Origin of the sequence: Caballeronia eucalypticola, from assembly GCF_047608185.1 — a bacterium.
GTDB lineage: Bacteria > Pseudomonadota > Gammaproteobacteria > Burkholderiales > Burkholderiaceae > Caballeronia.
Window position 1 is genome coordinate 1 of the sequence record NZ_JBLKRU010000048.1, and the last position, 16,868, is coordinate 16,868.

The following is a 16,868-nucleotide window of genomic DNA, read 5'->3' on the forward strand; positions in this document are numbered from 1 at the left end:
GGCATGCGCGTGGGACCTATCCTGCACTGGCTGCACACGGCCTCGACCCAGGCGCTGACGTGGTATGGCTCGCACCGCACGCGTGGCCGCGAAGCACTGGACAGCTTCGGCATCCTGCCCTTATTTACCGGGGTCGCGGTGCACGACGGCTGGGTGCCTTACACCTACTACGACTGCGAGCATGCGTTATGCAACGCGCATCATATGCGTGAGTTGATCGGGGTATGGGAATCCACCCAGCAGCCCTGGGCCGAACACATGCTCAAGCTGCTGCGCCAGGCCAAGCGCGAGGTCGATCACAGCATCGCCAGCGGCCATACGAGCTTGAACCACACGCGCACAAACCACTATCAGCGACGCAGCCGCGCCTTGATCAAGCAAGGCCGTAAGCTTAACCCGCAGCAGGCTCGTGACCCGACGCGTCAAGATGTGCGCGGCAGAATCAAACAAAGCGAAGCCTACAATCTGTTGGGCCGGCTCGAGCGTCATGCCAAGCAAGTGTGGCGCTTTATCGCCGACCATCGCGTCCCATTTGACAATAACCAAGCCGAACGCGATATCAGAATGCCCAAGCTCAAACAAAAGGTGTCGGGGTGCTTCCGCACCGCGCGCGGACTTCAGGCGTTTTGCATCATCCGATCGTATCTGGCTACCCTGCGCAAACAACGTCGCCCGCTCATGGCCGCGCTCGCTCTCAGCTTCGCTGGACACGTTCCCTCGCCTTTAGCTGCTGACTAGTTACCTTTGGACAAAGAAATGACGTGCCGCCACGCACAGTGGCTAATAGTGATAAAGAAGACATCCAACACTAAACTCGCGAAGACTTGGAAAGCAACAACCCGGCATTGAACCAGACCGCTAACGCCAAAACCCGTGCAACCCAACAAAACCCCCGACCGCCAACGCCAGAACCTGCACCCGAAGCGAACCCCGGGTGCGAACCCACACCTTAGGCCGCTTTCAACATCCCATGCGGATCGATCACAAACTTGCGCGGCGCACCGCCGTCAAACTGCCGATATCCATCCGGCGCCTGATCGAGCGTCACCACCGACACATTAACGATATCCGCAATCGGCAAACGATCCCACAAAATGGCTTGCATCAGATTCTGGTTGTACTTCATGACCGGCGTCTGCCCAGTAAAGAACGAATGTGATTTCGCCCAACCAAGCCCAAAGCGAATACTCAACGCGCCCTTCTTCGCGGCAGCGTCAGCGGCACCCGGATCGTCCGTGACATAAAGGCCCGGAATACCAATCGCCCCCGCCACCCGCGTGATTTCCATCAGCGAATTAAGCACCGTAGCGGGCGCTTCCTGATGACTTCCGCTGCTGCCATGACCATGCGCTTCAAAGCCGACGCAATCGACCGCGCAATCCACTTCTGGCGTACCGAGAATAGCCGCGATCTGCTCGCCAAGCGTCGCATCCTTCGACAGATCCACCGTCTCGAATCCCACCTTGCGTGCGTGCGCGAGACGCTCCTCGTTCATATCGCCGACGATCGTACAAGCCGCGCCAAGCAAACGCGCCGATGCCGCAGCAGCCATCCCAACCGGCCCCGCACCTGCGATATACACGGTCGAACCCGGCTTCACGCCGGCCATCACGGCGCCGTGATAACCCGTCGGCAAGATATCGGAAAGGCACGTGAGATCGCGAATCTTCGACATCGCCTGGTCGCGATCGGGAAACTTCAGAAGATTGAAATCAGCATACGGAACCAGCACGTATTCAGCCTGACCGCCAATCCAGCCGCCCATATCCACGTACCCGTAAGCGCCGCCCGCGCGCGACGGATTGACGTTAAGGCACACGCCCGTGTTTTGCGCCTTGCAAGTCGGACAACGGCCGCAAGCCACGTTAAACGGCACGGACACCAAATCGCCAATCTTGAGCGTCTCCACATCGCGCCCAACCTCGATCACCTCACCGGTGATCTCGTGCCCGAGCACGAGGCCGACCTGAGCCGTCGTGCGGCCTCGCACCATGTGCTGGTCTGACCCGCAAATATTCGTGGTGACCACCTTGAGAATCACGCCATGCCCGATTTGCCGGCCGCGTGGATCGACCATCTTCGGATAGTCGATGGATTGCACTTCAACCTTGCCCTGCCCCAGATACACGACACCGCGATTACTGCTCATTGCCTGTCTCCTAGTCTCGATCCTTGTCTCGTGGACGATCTGCACGGCAAAACACAACCATGCACCGCCTAACGAGCGTAGACCTGTGGCGCGCCTCGGACGCGCATCGAACGCGACATGGGTTTGGCAGAAACCGACATGGCGGTTTTATATTGATTGACCAATCAATATAAAATACCTAGGATTCAATCCTTGTTTTCCTGAAGCTTCTTCGATAAAAACCCATGCCCAAGCTAGGAATGCGCGAAATCCGCCGGGCGCAGCTGATCGACGCCACGCTGCTGAGCATCGACCATGCGGGTCTAGCCGGCACAACGCTGGCATCGGTTGCGCAGCGCGCAAGCATCTCCACGGGTATCGTCAGTCATTATTTCGGCGACAAGGACAGCCTGCTCGAAGCCACCATGCGCCATGTGCTACGAGACCTGTGGAACGCAACATCGCGCAGGCGCCGGGCCGCAAAAGACGATCCACGGGCGCGTTTGCGTGCGGTAGTGGCGGCGAATTTCGATGCCGCGCAAGTCAACAATCCCGTGATGAAGACGTGGCTCGCGTTCTGGTCGGAGAGCATGCACAAACCGCAATTGCGGCGGCTGCAAAACGTCAACACGCGTCGCCTGTATTCCAATTTATGCGCCGATTTTTCGAAGGCGCTGCCCCGCGCCGCCGCGCGTCGCGCGGCAAGCGGATTGGCGGCGCTGATCGACGGCTTGTGGTTGCGCGGCGCACTGTCCGGCGAGCCGTTCGACACGAGAGCGGCCATGCGCCTTGCCAACGATTACATCGACCTCATGCTTGATCCACGCGACACGCGGGGCCGGACCCTCACTTAAAGGACTACACCATGCCCGTTTTCGAATTGCAGCGCTTGTACATTGGCGGCGCTTACGTCGACGCCACCAGCGGCGAAACCTTCGACACGCTCGACCCCGCCACGGGCGAAACGCTCGCGAGCGTTCAACAGGCAAGCGCAGCGGATATTGATCGCGCTGTACGCTCGGCGCGTGGAGGACAGCGTGAATGGGCCGCGATGACCGCAATGCAACGCTCGCGCATCCTGCGGCGCGCGGTGGATATCCTACGCGAGCGCAACGACGAACTCGCCGAGCTCGAAACCCGCGACACGGGCAAGCCAGTCGCGGAAACGCGCGCCGTGGATATTGTCACAGGCGCCGATGTCATCGAGTACTACGCCGGGCTTGCAACGGCCATAGAAGGTCAGCAAATCCCGCTGCGCCCGAGCTCGTTCGTCTATACGCGGCGCGAACCGCTGGGCGTGTGCGCGGGAATTGGCGCATGGAATTATCCGGTCCAGATCGCCTGCTGGAAGTCGGCGCCCGCCCTCGCCGCAGGCAACGCGATGATCTTCAAGCCCAGCGAAATCACGCCGCTCAGCACATTAAAACTCGCTGAGATCTATTCCGAGGCCGGTGTCCCCGACGGCGTGTTCAACGTCGTGCAGGGCGACGGCCGCGTGGGCGCATTGCTCGCTGCGCATCCGGACATCGCGAAGGTGTCGTTCACGGGCGGTGTCGAGACAGGCAAGAAAGTGATGTCGATGGCCGGCGGTTCGTCGATGAAGGAAGTGACGATGGAACTGGGAGGCAAGTCCCCGCTCGTCATTTTCGACGACGCCAATCTCGAACGCGCCGCCGACATTGCAATGAGCGCCAACTTCTTCAGCTCCGGCCAGGTCTGCACGAACGGTACGCGGGTGTTCGTGCAACGCCCGGTATACGAACGCTTCGAATCGCTCATTCTGGAGCGCGTAAAGCGCATTCGCGTAGGCTTACCAACCGATGTCAACACCAACTTCGGCCCGCTTGTCAGCGCTGCGCAATTGCAAAAGGTTTTGGGCTTCATTGAAAGCGGCAAGCAAGAAGGCGCACGGCTGATTGCCGGCGGATCGCGCATCATTCATGACGCGTTCGCCCAAGGGCAATACGTCGAGCCGACCATCTTCACCGATTGCAGCGACGACATGCGCATTGTTCGCGAAGAGATTTTCGGGCCGGTCATGAGCATCCTCGCATTCGATGAGGAAAGCGAAGTGATTGATCGTGCCAACGCCACCGAATACGGTCTCGCCGCGGGCGTGGTCACGGAGAACCTGTCGCGTGCGCATCGTGTGATTCATGCGCTTCAAGCGGGTATCTGCTGGATCAATACGTGGGGTGAATCGCCTGCTGAAATGCCCGTGGGCGGATACAAGCAGTCGGGCGTAGGCCGCGAAAACGGTATCACCACGCTGGAGCACTACACGAGCATCAAGTCCGTGCAGGTCGAGCTGGGTCCCTACCAACCCGCATTCTAAGAACCAAGGAGCCAAGCGATGAGCGCGAACGAGTTCGACTACATCGTCGTGGGAGCGGGTTCGGCGGGCAACGTGCTCGCCTCGCGTCTCACCGAAGACCCCGACCTAACCGTGCTGCTGCTCGAAGCGGGCGGACCGGACTACCGCTTCGACTTCCGCACGCAAATGCCTGCCGCGCTGGCGTTTCCGCTGCAGGGAAGGCGCTATAACTGGGCGTACGAAACCGATCCCGAGCCGCACATGAACAACCGTCGCATGGAATGCGGCCGCGGCAAAGGACTGGGCGGTTCATCGCTGATCAACGGCATGTGCTACATCCGCGGCAACGCGCTCGACTATGACGGCTGGGCCGAGCGACAAGGCCTTGAAAACTGGACCTATTCCGATTGCCTGCCATATTTTCGCAAAGCCGAAACACGCGATGCCGGACCGAACGCATATCACGGCGGCGACGGTCCGGTGCACGTGACGACCTCCAAGCCCGGCAACAATCCTTTGTTCGCAGCGATGGTCGAAGCGGGCGTGCAGGCCGGTTATCCCCGTACCGGTGACCTCAACGGTTATAGCCAGGAAGGTTTCGGCCCGATGGACCGGACCGTGACGCCGAAGGGCCGCCGCTCGAGTACCGCCCGTGGATATCTCGACCGCGCGAAAGGTCGTCCGAATCTCACGATCGTCACGCATGCTGTTACGGACCGCGTCCTGTTCACTGGGAAAAAAGCGATTGGCGTCGCGTATCTTCATGGTGGTGAACGCGTCACCGCGCACGTGCGCCGGGAGGTGCTGGTATGCAGCGGCGCGATTGCGTCTCCGCAATTACTGCAGCGTTCCGGTGTCGGCCGATCGACATGGCTGCGCGAACTTGACGTGCCTCTAGTGCATGACTTACCGGGCGTCGGTGAGAATCTCCAGGATCATCTGGAGATGTACATGCAATACGAATGCCTTGAGCCCGTGTCGCTTTACCCTGCGCTGCAATGGTGGAACCAGCCGCAGATCGGGCTTGAATGGATGTTGAACGGTACCGGCATTGGTGCGAGCAATCAGTTCGAGGCGGGTGGCTTCATACGTACGCGCGACGACGATCTTTGGCCCAACATCCAATACCATTTCCTTCCCGTCGCGATCAATTACAACGGTTCCAACCCGATCAAGATGCATGGCTTCCAGGCGCACGTGGGTTCAATGCGTTCACCAAGCCGCGGGCGTATCAAGCTGAAGTCACGCGATCCGAACGCGCACCCGAGCATCTTGTTCAACTACATGTCGGACCCGCTCGACTGGCGAGAATTCCGCGACGCGATCCGCATTACGCGCGAGATCATGCATCAGCCGGCATTGCAAAAATATCGGGGACGCGAGCTGCATCCAGGCGCGGATCTCACTACAGACGATCAACTGGACGCGTTCGTCAAACAACGTGCTGAGACGGCGTTCCATCCTTCGTGCTCGTGCAAGATGGGTTACGACGAGCTGGCTGTGGTAGATAACGAAGGCCGCGTGCACGGTCTTGAATCGCTGCGCGTGGTGGACGCGTCGATCATGCCGCTGATCGTGACCGGCAACCTGAATGCGCCGACCATCATGCTGGCGGAAAAAATCGCGGACAAGATCCGGGGACGCGAGCCGTTAGCGCGTGTTGATACGCCGTATTTCGTCGCGCATGGAGCGAAGGCGCGGAAGGCGGATGCGATCGCTGCGTTGTAGTGAGTAATGCATACAAAAGGGGATGGCGGCTTGGCAGCCGCTATGCCCTTTAGATTTAGTCGACTGGAAGCACAGAAGCTAGATCACCCCTCGATCCGAGCACGCGCGGCCATCGCTATGCGCGCGATCGTCTCGGTACTTAATCGTGCAGCCACTTTGTGAACATACTCATGGTGGCGCCGCTCCAGCGGCGCACCCAGATACTGCGCATGCAAATAGCGGATCAACGCAATTCGCCGATGCCCGAGCGCGAGGCTGTGATCAAGCAATGCGAGCGCCGCATGAGGATCACGCTGCTCGCATGCAAGTTGCGAAAGTCCGGCAGTTTGAACGCGCGTCGACGTCATGGCCGTTTCAGCCCTTAACCATCGCATGCTCTGTATTCACCCCAGTTGACGCTCGCCACGCATCGAAATCCGCACGATGCCAGTCGAGTTCAACGCCCACGCGCCGCGTGCCTTCGCGAATCTTCGGCTTGTAAAGCTGCAGCGTCAGCGCGTCGAGCGCGGGCCATTGCGTAAACGACATTGCCGCTATTTCCACCGCGAGCGTTTCGAGCAAGCGTGTATGCGGCTTGCTCTCCAGATAGTCCGACACACCGGCGCACCACGCCTCGTAATCAATCAGTTCGTGCGCATTCTCTTCGGCCGGCACGCCTCGATAATGCAGGCTTGCATCGATGGCAACGGGCTGCGGCGCCAGATGCTCTCTGGCATACAAGCCGATGCGCGTAGGCACCACGAGCTCATCGACAACGATGCGCCAGCCTCGTCCGCCGGGCCTTAATGTTTCGAATGGTTCGTACGGTTTCACGACATCAGCGGCTCGGCCGCGTCGAGCATCATCTTCACGAAGTAGTCCGCAAAACTACGGCGGATCACGAGGTCGAAGCTGTCTTCACCGGTTGGTAACACCGTCACGGAGGCCTTGAAGTAATGGCTTTGCGCACATTGGCCGACGCCGAACAAACTCGGATGCAGATCGAGCGGACAACCGCGCGCGAGCACTTCACGCGTGCGCGTGCCGCTGATTTCGAGGACGGTGTAACCGCTGCCGATATCGACTGCCGCTGCGAACAATCCGTTGAACGCCTCGCGCAACCTGGCTTCCATTGGCGCGGCGTGCGTTGCGGAATGCGCAGCGGCCGAGCGCACCAGCCACTCATCAGGACCGAGCCACATCAGGTCATAGCCGTTGCCCGTCGCCGTTGTATTCGGCTTCTCGGGCGGCTTGCAACCAATCACGCTTTCAACTGCGGCAACGAACGCGGCATCGCGCAAATCACCACGAAGATTGACCAGTTCGAGGAACGGCCGCTCGACCAGACGGAACGCTTTCGATGCACTCGCCTGATGTTTTTTCAGCAGGCCATCTACGCCCACAAGCGGTGACTCCTGCCACACGCCTTGCCCGATTGCGCGATCCACGACCGTCTGGTTGCTTCTATTTTCATTCCACATGTTGACGTGCTCCTTCGCTGTCGTAGAACACCGAGCTGGTGATTTTTGCCGGCATCTGTTTGCCGTTCGCGAGCGGGATCATCACCGACTCGCCGATCTTGTCGAGACCGCCCTTGATGACGGCCATCGCGATCGAGCGCTTTAAAATGGGGCTGAAATAGCTCGATGTGACGTGGCCAAGCATGGGCGCGGTGTCGCCGGTGAACGGACCCGGCACGATCTGCGAACCTTCGGGAAGCACGAACGACGCATCTTCGGTCAGCAAGCCGACAAGTTGCTTCCTCCCCGCCTTAGCCGTATCCGAGCGCGTCAGCGAACGCTTGCCGAGGAAGTCCTTCGACTTCGCGACCAGTCCGCCCATGCCGAGGTCGTACGGGGTCATCGAGCCGTCGGTATCCTGCCCGACGATGATGTAACCCTTCTCGGCACGCAACACGTGCATGGTTTCCGTACCGTAGGGCGTAATGTCGAACTCGGCGCCGGCGGCCATCAGCGCTTCCCACACAGCACGCCCAACATTCGCCGGCACGTTGATTTCATAAGCGAGTTCGCCGGAAAAGCTGATGCGCATGATTCGCGACGCCGCTCCCGCCACCGTCCCCTCGCGATAACTCATGAACGGGAACGCAGCGTTGGCGAAGTCGATATCGCGACAGACCTTCTGCAACACCTTGCGGCTGTTAGGGCCGACAACTGCGAACGTCGCCCAGTGATCGGTTACCGATGCCAGCCGTACCCGCATGTCGGGCCACTCGGTTTGCAGCCAGCGCTCGAGCCATGTCAGCACGCGCGCAGCGCCGCCGGTCGTGGTCGTCATCATGTAGTGCTGGTCGGCGAGGCGCACGGTCACGCCGTCGTCGAAGATCATGCCGTTTTCATCGAGCATCAGGCCGTAGCGGCACTTGCCGACTTCCAGCTTGCTCCACGGGTTCGTATAGACCCAGTTGAGCAGCTTCGCAGCATCGGGGCCCTGGATGTCGATCTTGCCCAGCGTCGATGCGTCGAGAATGCCGACGCTCGTGCGCGTTGCCAGCGACTCGCGCGCCACTGCCGCGTGCATGCCTTCACCGTTCTTCGGGTAGTACCAAGGCCGTTTCCAGTTGCCGACATCTTCGAACTCCGCGCCGTTTTCCACGTGCCATTCGTGCACAGCGGTCTTGCGAACCGGATCGAGGAACTCGCCCAGCTCACGGCCCGCGAACGTACCGAACGTGACCGGCGTGTAGTTCGGACGGAAGGTCGTGGTCCCGGTTTCAGGGATGGTCTTGTTCAGCGCCTGAGCAAGAATCGCCATGCCGTTGATGTTGCCGAGCTTGCCCTGGTCCGTGCCAAAGCCCATCGCCGTGTAACGCTTCACGTGCTCCACCGACTCAAACCCTTCGCGCGCGGCGAGGAAGATATCGGCGGCGGACACGTCGTTTTGATAATCGATAAATTGCTTAGGACCCCGTGTCGCCAGCTCACGGCCACCGACGAGCCACAACGGCATGAGCGGTGCTTCGCTGACCTCGGCCACTTGCACGGGTGTCGGGCGCGCCACGATCAAACCTGCGGCACGCGCGGCGTCCACGCCTGCATCGACGGCGAAACGGATTGCACGGGCGAGCGTGAATTCACCGGCGCACGCGCCTACGCTGCTCTCGGCCTGCATCGCTTTGCCGGGGACGAAGCAGAGCTTTTCGTCGTGCCAGTGCGCCTTGCCGCCGGACTGTGCGAACAGGTGCAGGATCGGGCTCCAGCCGCCAGAGACCGCGAGCAGATCGCAAGGCAGGTCCGCTTGCTTCACGTCAACGGTTCCGATCGAATAGGCACTGACCTCAACCGACGCCACGCGCAACTTGCCGTGCGCCACGGTCACCACGGAGCCATTCAGGACCTTCACGCCATGGCGTTTTGCTTGGCCCTGAAGTGCGCCCTTGTCGCTGGCGAGACGCGGATCCACTACCGTCACCTGCGCGCCTGCCGCTTTCAGATCGAGCGCGCATTGGTAGCCGCTGTCGTTGTTCGTGAACACGATTGCATTGCGTCCCGGCAGGACCGCATAGCGATGCAAATACGACGACACCGCCGACGCCAGCATCACGCCCGGCAGATCATTGTTGCCGAACACAATCGGACGTTCCTGCGCGCCCGTGGCGAGAATGACGCGCTTTGCACGCACTTTCCACAGCAACTCGCGCGTGCCTTTGCGCATCGATACCGGCAGATGCTCGGTCAAGCGCTGCGTGATGGTAACGAGATTGTGGTCCTGATATCCGAACGCCGTGCTACGGCACAGGATCTTCACATCCGGCATCTTGCGCAATTCAGCTTCAATCTTTTGCGCCCACTTCAAGCCGGGTGCGCCGTCTATTTCGGTGCGATACGAGAGCAGCGAACCGCCGAGTTCCGGCTGGTCATCGACGAGAATCACGCGTGCACCTGACAGGCCGGCCGCATGCGCCGCAGCCAGACCCGAAGGGCCGGCGCCGACCACGAGCACGTCGCAATGCGCGAAGCACTTGTCGTAGCGATCTGCATCGACGTGTTCCGGCGCCTTGCCGAGACCGGCTGCATCGCGGATCACTTCTTCGTATTTCGGCCAGAACTTGCGCGGCCACATGAAGGTCTTGTAGTAGAAGCCCGCCGGAATAAACCGGGCGATCTTCTGGTTCACCGCCATGCGATCGTTCTCGATGCTCGGCTTGGCGTTCACGCTGTTGGCCACCAGCCCCTGATACAACTCGATCTCGGTGGCGCGTGCATTCGGCACGGTATAAGCGCCGGTTTCAAGCTGAACGACGGCATTCGGTTCCGCCACATCGGCCGTCACAATGCCGCGCGGCCGGTGGTACTTCCAGCTGCGCGCCACGAAATGCACGCCGTTTGCGAGCAGCGCGGAGGCGAGCGTATCGCCTTGATGGCCCTGATACGTCTTGCCGTTGAACGTGAACGTAAGCGCAATGGCGCGGTTGATGCGCCCGCCCGTGGCGAGTCGGTCTTTCTGGCTCATGTCGGTTGTCCTTCGTCTTTCTGTTCCATCACGGCAAGCGGCCGGGCGAACGTTTCATAGCCCTGGAATGCGTAGCTCACGGTGTCGCGTTGTGCCATGAACCAGCGGCGGCAACCTTGCGTATGCATCCATTGTTCACGATGGACGCCGCGCGGATTTTTCCGCATGAACAGGTAGTCGCCCCATTCCTTATCGGTGAGCTTCTCGGTGTCGAGCGGGCGCGCGATATCGGCTTCGCCGCCGCACGAGAATTCGCTTTCGGCGCGGGGCCCGCACCAGGGGCATTCAATCAGCAACATGTCTTTTCTCCAGATGCAGGTTAGTGGGCGACGGCCGCAGCGCCGTGTTCGTCGATCAAGTGACCCGTGTAGAAACGGTCGATGGAGAACGGCGCGTTCAGCGCGTGAGGCTCGTCGTGCGCGATGGTGTGCGCATAGGCCCAACCCGAACCCGGCGTCGCCTTGAAGCCACCCGTACCCCAGCCGCAGTTGAAGTAAAGGCCCTTCACATCGGTCTTGCTGATGATCGGGCACGCATCCGGCGACACATCCACAATCCCGCCCCATTGACGATTCATGCGCACGCGCGAGAACACCGGGAACATCTCGACGATCGCCTCAAGCGTCCCTTCGATGATGTGAAAACTGCCGCGCTGGCCGAAGCCCGTGTACTGGTCAACACCAGCGCCGATCACGAGATCGCCCTTATCGGACTGGCTGATGTACGCGTGCACCGCGTTCGACATCACCACCGTATTGACCACGGGCTTGATCGGCTCGGACACCAGCGCTTGCAACGGATGGCTTTCCAGCGGAAGCCGGATACCGGCCATATCGGCGAGTGTGGAGGTGTTGCCGGCAGCTACGACCGCTACCTTCTTCGCCTTGATAAAACCCTTCGTGGTATCCACGCCGATCACCTGGCTGCCGTTACGGCGAATGCCCGTGACCTGGCAGTTCTGCACGATATCCACGCCTGCCTGATCCGCGCCGCGCGCAAAGCCCCAGGCCACGGCGTCGTGACGCGCCACGCCACCGCGACGCTGGATGGACGCACCCAGCACCGGATAACGGCTATTCAAATTGATGGTCGGCTCAATCTGCTTGATCTGTTCAGGCGTGAGGAATTCTGCATCCACACCGTTCAAGCGGTTCGCGTTGACGCGACGTTCAGTATCTCGAACGTCTTGCAGCGTATGCGCGAGGTTCATCACGCCGCGCTGGCTGAACATTACGTTGTAGTTCAAATCTTGCGAGAGTCCTTCCCATAACTGCATCGCTTTTTCGTACAACGCCGCCGATTCGTCCCACAGATAATTCGAGCGCACGATGGTCGTGTTGCGTGCCGTATTGCCACCGCCGATCCAGCCCTTCTCGAGCACGGCGACATTGCGCACGCCATGTTCCTTGGCAAGATAGTAGGCAGTCGCAAGACCATGCCCGCCGCCGCCGACGATCACGACGTCGTATTCCTGCTTCGGCTCCGGGCTTTTCCACTGGCGCTCCCAGTTCTCGTGATATGACATGCCGTTGCGCAACAGGCTGAATATCGAATAGCGGCTCATGGTGTTTCCTTTTGCAAAACTTTAAAAATCAGCACTCGATGACGTTCACGGCCAATCCGCCGCGTGACGTCTCCTTGTATTTCGTCTTCATGTCAGCGCCGGTTTCGCGCATGGTCTTGATTACGTTATCGAGCGATACGTAGTGCGTGCCGTCGCCCTTCATCGCCATGCGTGCGGCGTTGAGCGCCTTGATCGCACCCATCGCGTTGCGTTCAATGCAGGGGATCTGCACGAGCCCGCCAACCGGGTCGCAGGTCATGCCGAGGTTATGTTCCATGCCGATCTCGGCGGCGTTTTCGACTTGCGTCGGCGTGCCGCCCATGACAGCGGCGAGCGCCGCTGCGGCCATCGAACACGCCACGCCAACCTCGCCTTGGCAGCCCACTTCAGCACCGGAAATCGACGCCGTTTCCTTGTAGATGATTCCGATAGCCGCTGCCGTCAGCAGGAACGTGACGATGCCCTCGTCGGTCGAGTTGTGCATGAACTTCACGTAGTAGTGCAGCACGGCGGGAATCACGCCGGCCGCGCCGTTCGTGGGCGCGGTCACCACGCGGCCGCCCGCTGCGTTTTCCTCGTTCACGGCCATTGCATAGAGGTTGACCCAGTCGAGCATGGAGAGCGGGTCGCGCAACGACTCTTCCGAGTGCTTGCGCAACTGCGCGGAGAGGTCTGCTGCGCGACGCTTCACGTGCATCGGGCCGGGCAATTCGCCTCGCACCTTGCAGCCGCGTTCCACGCACGCCGCCATGACGCGCCAGATCGCGAGCAAGCCTTCGCGCACTTCACGCGCCGGCCGCGATGCGGATTCGTTGAGCATCGTGATCTCGGCAATCGATAAACCCGTTTCGCGGCATACGCGCATCAGGTCGTCGCCGGTGCGGAACGGGTGCGGCACGCCACCGCTCGCTTGCACGCCGTTCACGCGCGTGCCCTCGCTGTTAATCACAAAACCGCCGCCGACCGAGTAGTACTCTTTTTCGACGACGAGCTGGCCGTTTTCATCGAAGGCCTGGAAGCGCATGCCGTTCGGATGGACCACGCTCGACCCGGGCGCGCCCGGCATCAGCTTGCGAAAGAAACCAATGTGCTCGCGCTCGTCGAATTTGATCGTGTGCTTGCCAAGCAAATTCAGGCTCTTGCACTCGCGGATCTCCCGCAGACGCGGTTCGATCGCATCCGGAGCGATCGAGTCGGGGAGATTGCCTTCGAGTCCAAGCAGCACGGCTTTATCGGTCCCGTGGCCCTTGCCAGTCGCGCCCAGCGAGCCGAACAAATCCACCCGCACGCGACGCACGAACGCCAGCAGGTTCGCGTCCTCGATATGCGAGGCGAAGCGGCACGCTGCGATCATCGGGCCAACCGTATGCGAACTTGACGGACCGATGCCGATCTTGAACAGATCGAAAACGCTGACGTTCATGGGGTGCCTTATCGGTGGACTGCATGGGATTTCACTAGGTAGCCATTGCACCGCACGCCAATTTCCGCTGATAGAACAAAAACGGCATGCACGTGGGATGGCGGCGTCAGCGCGGCAACATGGGTTGATGACAAGGCGCATTAGCGATGATCGGCGACAAAAAATGGCAGACGGCGGGCGCGTAACGAGCCTGAGCAGGCCTGCGGCAGGGTGGTGGCACGTCGCATGCTGAATAAGCTGATGAGCAAGCTTTTGAACGTCGGCTTGCCCGCTTTCAACAATCTATGGGCGTCTGCTCGCCCGTCCTACAGAAAGGAAATCGGCATGAAGCACTTCTCAATGGCATACGCGATCGGCGCCGTACTTTGCATTTCAAGCACGGCTTTCGCCCAAAGTAACCCGCCGAGCTCGAGCACCGGCTTACAAGCGGGTGACAACGCTCAGACCACCAACCAGTCGGCTGGAACGGCGGCAAATCCCGGCATGTCGCAACATAAGAAAATGAAGCACACCAAGGCTGCAACGGGTAGCAAAACCACCGGCATGGGCACCGCAACGCCGAGCGGCCCGGGTGCGCCGGTTAGCGCCAGCGGTTCGGGCAGCTGAGCGCCCCTTAAAGTGCCACATAAGCGCTACATGAGCGCCAGGTTGCGCTTGTTTCGATCTTGGAATCTGGGGTGATGGAACAAATCGGGTAGAGAAGAGAGATGAATTGCGAGGCGGAAATTCGGCGCAAAATTGACGTGTCGGCGGTATACAACACTTTCAGCGCCGGCCTTATTGATCCTTACAGGATTTAAGAAACGCTGATATACACTGTGACGGCATTTCCGAATGCGCTTGAATCAACCAGTCGTCAAACTCTCGCCCATCAGGTTCGCCCCATGAACAATATTCTGAAGAAAGTCCTCGCGGTCTTTATTGTTGCGGCTATTGCCGCACCGGCTATGTCGTATGCAAAGCCGCATCATCACCACAAGTACACAAAGGCCAAGCACGTCGATCACACTGCTCATTAATCCGAGCTGCTGAGGCCGCGCTGAGCCCGTATAGGCTTTTGTACTGAACCAGTCTTAATGGATTAAAAATAGTCGGGCAGGCGGCCGGCTATCGGAGACGGCTTGCCCTGATCAGGACAAGCCGTTTTCCGTTGTGGACTGCCAAACACTTCGATAGCCGCGTAAATCCCGGTATTTCAAACCCCTTAATGACGGTGATATGCTGATTGATTACCGGGTCGTCATGTCGCCCATCGCCTATGGCGCGAATGACGGCTGCACATCAAATGGCAAGCGCATGAATCCCGCTGATCTTCTCCCTCCTCAATCGCCCGACACGGCGTCCAAACAGCGCATCCGTTTTGGCATTGTGTTGTTGCCGAATTTCACGTTGACGGCGTTTTCCGGCTTCGTCGATTTATTGCGTCTATCGGCCGATGAAGGCGATTTCAGCAAGCCAGTGCGCTGCTCGTGGAGCGTGATTGGGGAAACGCTTGCGCCGGTGCGCGCGAGTTGCGGCATCCAGATCACGCCGTGGGAGACCTTCGAGAAAGCTGAGCCGTTTGACTACGTGGTCGTCGTGGGCGGTTTGCTGCATTCCGGCGCGGGCGCGAGCGATGCCACGCTGCAATTCATCCGCCGCGCCGCGACCACGGACGCGACGCTGGTTGGCATTTGCACGGGGGTGTTTTCGCTGATGCGGGCGGGCGTGCTGGAGGGATATCGGATCTGCGTGAGCTGGTTTCACTACTGGGATTTCGTCGAGCGTTTTCCCGGTGTGAACGAGGAGATGCTGGTCGCGGATCGTTTGTTCGTGATGGATCACCGGCGCATTACGTGCTCGGGCGGACGGGCATCGATTGATGTTGCCGCGGCCATCCTGTTGCGCCATTTTGAAGCTGCCACGGTGCAAAAAGCGTTGCGCATTCTGCTGGTCGATGACATGCAGAAGGGCAATGCTCCGCAGCCGCATCCGCCGGGGCTTGCGCCCGCCACGCATCCGAAGGTGAAGCGGGCAATCCTGCTGATGGAGCAGCATGTGGGGCGTTCGTTGACGCTTGATGAGCTCGCGCACAAGCTGGATTTATCGACACGTCAGTTGGAGCGTTTGTTCAAGGCGGAGACCGGCAAGGCGCCGCAGGCTTATGCGAAGCAGGTGCGCTTGCGCACGGCGGCCTGGTTGCTGACGAGCTCCGACAAGACGGTGGCGGACATTGCATCGAGTTGCGGTTTTTCCGATGCGTCGCATTTGGGGCGGGAGTTCAGGAAGCAGTTCGGGCTTCCACCGATCATGTATCGTGACCAGCGTGGGACGGCGACGCCAGACGATGCCGCGAGCGTGGCGACGCTCGACCTTGCTGCAGATTTCGATGAGACTTTTCCGGGGCGGGCGCAGGCGATTTAGAAGAGGGGGTCGTTCGCACTGTTTGGGGGTAGTGGTCGGGGGATAGGTTCTGGCGTTGGCGGTCGGGGTCAGTGCCGGGTTGCTGCTTTCCAGGTCTTCGCGCGTTTTATGTTGGCTTTTCTCTTTATCACTATTAGCCACTGCGCGTGGCGGCGCGTCATTTCTTTGTCCAAAGCGACAAAGAAACGAAGCAAAGAAAACGCTTTTAACAGCTCTACCCTAAGTGTCCACAGCGTGCAGTTTCTATTCATGGGTGCCCCAAAAGCACGGTGCTCGCCAGAGCTTAGGATGTTTGAAACCCTCCTTCTCGCGAATCCTGACAGTAAAACGCTGCGCCCCGTACGCTCTCGGGCTAGCACTAGCGACTGAACCTGCCCAAGGAGCGCCCCGCGCTATCCGCGGAAAGCCAACCTCCAATTTGTATGCATGCCGAACCATTTTTTAGACCACCAAGAAATGGATCTGCAGAATGCATAAAGCCTAACCCGGCAAATAACAATGCAAACTCATAGCTAACCCACGAAGCAGCACGGCATACGCGTGAGGCCGTGCGGGTTTCCTTGGCACCGGTGCTTGCCCGAGAGCGTACGGGGCGAAGCGTGTTACTGTCAGGATTCGCGAGAAGGAGGGGTTCACACATCCGTGGCTCTGGCGAGCACCGTGCTTTTGGGGCACCCATGAATAAAAACTGCACGCTGTGGACACTTAGGGTAGAGCGGTGAAAGCGTTTTCTTTGCTTCGTTTCTTTGTCGCTTTGGACAAAGAAATGACGCGCCGCCACGCGCAGTGGCTAATAGTGATAAAGAAAACAGCTAACACTAAACGCGCGAAGGCCTGGAAAGCAGCAACCCGGCAT

At 59.8% G+C, this 16,868-nt stretch carries 15 protein-coding genes; 7 read left to right on the forward strand and 8 right to left on the reverse strand.

Annotated features, from left to right (window positions below; genetic code table 11):
• The coding region (locus tag ACMX25_RS33675) for an IS66 family transposase (RefSeq protein WP_414953521.1) at positions 1 to 738 on the forward strand (738 nt) is incomplete at its 5' end.
• Positions 739 to 949: 211 nt separating this feature from the next.
• Here ACMX25_RS33675 and fdhA read toward each other — a convergent pair.
• Positions 950 to 2,149 carry a formaldehyde dehydrogenase, glutathione-independent gene (fdhA, locus tag ACMX25_RS33680; RefSeq protein ID WP_414954222.1) on the reverse strand — a complete coding sequence of 400 codons (1,200 nt, stop codon included), beginning with the start codon at positions 2,147 to 2,149 and terminating at the stop codon, positions 950 to 952.
• A 224-nt stretch (positions 2,150 to 2,373) separates the two neighbouring features.
• Between fdhA and betI the strand changes: the two genes are divergently transcribed.
• From betI to betA, 3 genes are read left to right on the forward strand one after another with little or no spacing between them, the layout of a single operon-like run.
• Positions 2,374 to 2,982, forward strand: a complete 609-nt coding sequence (gene betI, locus ACMX25_RS33685; RefSeq protein ID WP_414954223.1) for a transcriptional regulator BetI — start codon at positions 2,374 to 2,376, stop codon at positions 2,980 to 2,982.
• 11 nt (positions 2,983 to 2,993) lie between these two features.
• Complete coding sequence (betB, locus tag ACMX25_RS33690; RefSeq protein ID WP_414954224.1) at positions 2,994 to 4,463, forward strand: betaine-aldehyde dehydrogenase; 1,470 nt, start codon at positions 2,994 to 2,996, stop codon at positions 4,461 to 4,463.
• Positions 4,464 to 4,481: 18 nt separating this feature from the next.
• The gene (betA, locus tag ACMX25_RS33695) at positions 4,482 to 6,170 is read left to right on the forward strand and encodes a choline dehydrogenase (RefSeq protein ID WP_414954225.1); all 1,689 of its coding nucleotides are present in this window, start codon (positions 4,482 to 4,484) and stop codon (positions 6,168 to 6,170) included.
• An 83-nt stretch (positions 6,171 to 6,253) separates the two neighbouring features.
• On the opposite strand, the gene ACMX25_RS33700 is transcribed toward betA, so the two are convergent.
• From ACMX25_RS33700 to ACMX25_RS33730, 7 genes are read right to left on the reverse strand one after another with little or no spacing between them, the layout of a single operon-like run.
• Positions 6,254 to 6,517 carry a hypothetical protein gene (locus ACMX25_RS33700; RefSeq protein WP_414954226.1) on the reverse strand — a complete coding sequence of 88 codons (264 nt, stop codon included), beginning with the start codon at positions 6,515 to 6,517 and terminating at the stop codon, positions 6,254 to 6,256.
• Positions 6,518 to 6,524: 7 nt separating this feature from the next.
• Positions 6,525 to 6,983: a dihydroneopterin aldolase gene (locus ACMX25_RS33705; protein ID WP_414954227.1), complete on the reverse strand. Its 459-nt coding sequence runs from the start codon at positions 6,981 to 6,983 to the stop codon at positions 6,525 to 6,527.
• Positions 6,980 to 7,630: a sarcosine oxidase subunit gamma gene (locus ACMX25_RS33710; protein ID WP_414954228.1), complete on the reverse strand. Its 651-nt coding sequence runs from the start codon at positions 7,628 to 7,630 to the stop codon at positions 6,980 to 6,982. The genes ACMX25_RS33705 and ACMX25_RS33710 overlap by 4 nt, the downstream gene beginning before the upstream one ends.
• Positions 7,620 to 10,622 carry a sarcosine oxidase subunit alpha family protein gene (locus ACMX25_RS33715; protein WP_414954229.1) on the reverse strand — a complete coding sequence of 1,001 codons (3,003 nt, stop codon included), beginning with the start codon at positions 10,620 to 10,622 and terminating at the stop codon, positions 7,620 to 7,622. The genes ACMX25_RS33710 and ACMX25_RS33715 overlap by 11 nt, the downstream gene beginning before the upstream one ends.
• Complete coding sequence (locus ACMX25_RS33720) at positions 10,619 to 10,921, reverse strand: sarcosine oxidase subunit delta (protein WP_414954230.1); 303 nt, start codon at positions 10,919 to 10,921, stop codon at positions 10,619 to 10,621. The genes ACMX25_RS33715 and ACMX25_RS33720 overlap by 4 nt, the downstream gene beginning before the upstream one ends.
• A gap of 20 nt (positions 10,922 to 10,941) precedes the next feature.
• Positions 10,942 to 12,186: a sarcosine oxidase subunit beta family protein gene (locus ACMX25_RS33725; protein WP_414954231.1), complete on the reverse strand. Its 1,245-nt coding sequence runs from the start codon at positions 12,184 to 12,186 to the stop codon at positions 10,942 to 10,944.
• 28 nt (positions 12,187 to 12,214) lie between these two features.
• Entirely contained in the window at positions 12,215 to 13,609 is a 1,395-nt protein-coding gene (locus ACMX25_RS33730; protein WP_414954232.1) for an L-serine ammonia-lyase, read from the reverse strand.
• A 324-nt stretch (positions 13,610 to 13,933) separates the two neighbouring features.
• Between ACMX25_RS33730 and ACMX25_RS33735 the strand changes: the two genes are divergently transcribed.
• The 3 genes from ACMX25_RS33735 (at position 13,934) to ACMX25_RS33745 (ending at position 16,012) form a co-directional block, all read left to right on the forward strand.
• Entirely contained in the window at positions 13,934 to 14,215 is a 282-nt protein-coding gene (locus ACMX25_RS33735; protein WP_414954233.1) for a hypothetical protein, read from the forward strand.
• A 278-nt stretch (positions 14,216 to 14,493) separates the two neighbouring features.
• The gene (locus tag ACMX25_RS33740) at positions 14,494 to 14,628 is read left to right on the forward strand and encodes a hypothetical protein (RefSeq protein WP_414954234.1); all 135 of its coding nucleotides are present in this window, start codon (positions 14,494 to 14,496) and stop codon (positions 14,626 to 14,628) included.
• Positions 14,629 to 14,905: 277 nt separating this feature from the next.
• The gene (locus ACMX25_RS33745) at positions 14,906 to 16,012 is read left to right on the forward strand and encodes a GlxA family transcriptional regulator (protein WP_299716319.1); all 1,107 of its coding nucleotides are present in this window, start codon (positions 14,906 to 14,908) and stop codon (positions 16,010 to 16,012) included.
• Positions 16,013 to 16,868: the final 856 nt, after the last annotated feature.

Coding starts and splice junctions, on each gene's coding strand:
- fdhA (WP_414954222.1), bottom strand. CDS start 2,149: ATGAGCAGTAATCGCGGTGTCGTGTATCTGGGGCAGGGCAAGGTTGAA.
- betI (WP_414954223.1), top strand. CDS start 2,374: ATGCCCAAGCTAGGAATGCGCGAAATCCGCCGGGCGCAGCTGATCGAC.
- betB (WP_414954224.1), top strand. CDS start 2,994: ATGCCCGTTTTCGAATTGCAGCGCTTGTACATTGGCGGCGCTTACGTC.
- betA (WP_414954225.1), top strand. CDS start 4,482: ATGAGCGCGAACGAGTTCGACTACATCGTCGTGGGAGCGGGTTCGGCG.
- ACMX25_RS33700 (WP_414954226.1), bottom strand. CDS start 6,517: ATGACGTCGACGCGCGTTCAAACTGCCGGACTTTCGCAACTTGCATGC.
- ACMX25_RS33710 (WP_414954228.1), bottom strand. CDS start 7,630: ATGTGGAATGAAAATAGAAGCAACCAGACGGTCGTGGATCGCGCAATC.
- ACMX25_RS33715 (WP_414954229.1), bottom strand. CDS start 10,622: ATGAGCCAGAAAGACCGACTCGCCACGGGCGGGCGCATCAACCGCGCC.
- ACMX25_RS33720 (WP_414954230.1), bottom strand. CDS start 10,921: ATGTTGCTGATTGAATGCCCCTGGTGCGGGCCCCGCGCCGAAAGCGAA.
- ACMX25_RS33725 (WP_414954231.1), bottom strand. CDS start 12,186: ATGAGCCGCTATTCGATATTCAGCCTGTTGCGCAACGGCATGTCATAT.
- ACMX25_RS33730 (WP_414954232.1), bottom strand. CDS start 13,609: ATGAACGTCAGCGTTTTCGATCTGTTCAAGATCGGCATCGGTCCGTCA.
- ACMX25_RS33735 (WP_414954233.1), top strand. CDS start 13,934: ATGAAGCACTTCTCAATGGCATACGCGATCGGCGCCGTACTTTGCATT.
- ACMX25_RS33740 (WP_414954234.1), top strand. CDS start 14,494: ATGAACAATATTCTGAAGAAAGTCCTCGCGGTCTTTATTGTTGCGGCT.
- ACMX25_RS33745 (WP_299716319.1), top strand. CDS start 14,906: ATGAATCCCGCTGATCTTCTCCCTCCTCAATCGCCCGACACGGCGTCC.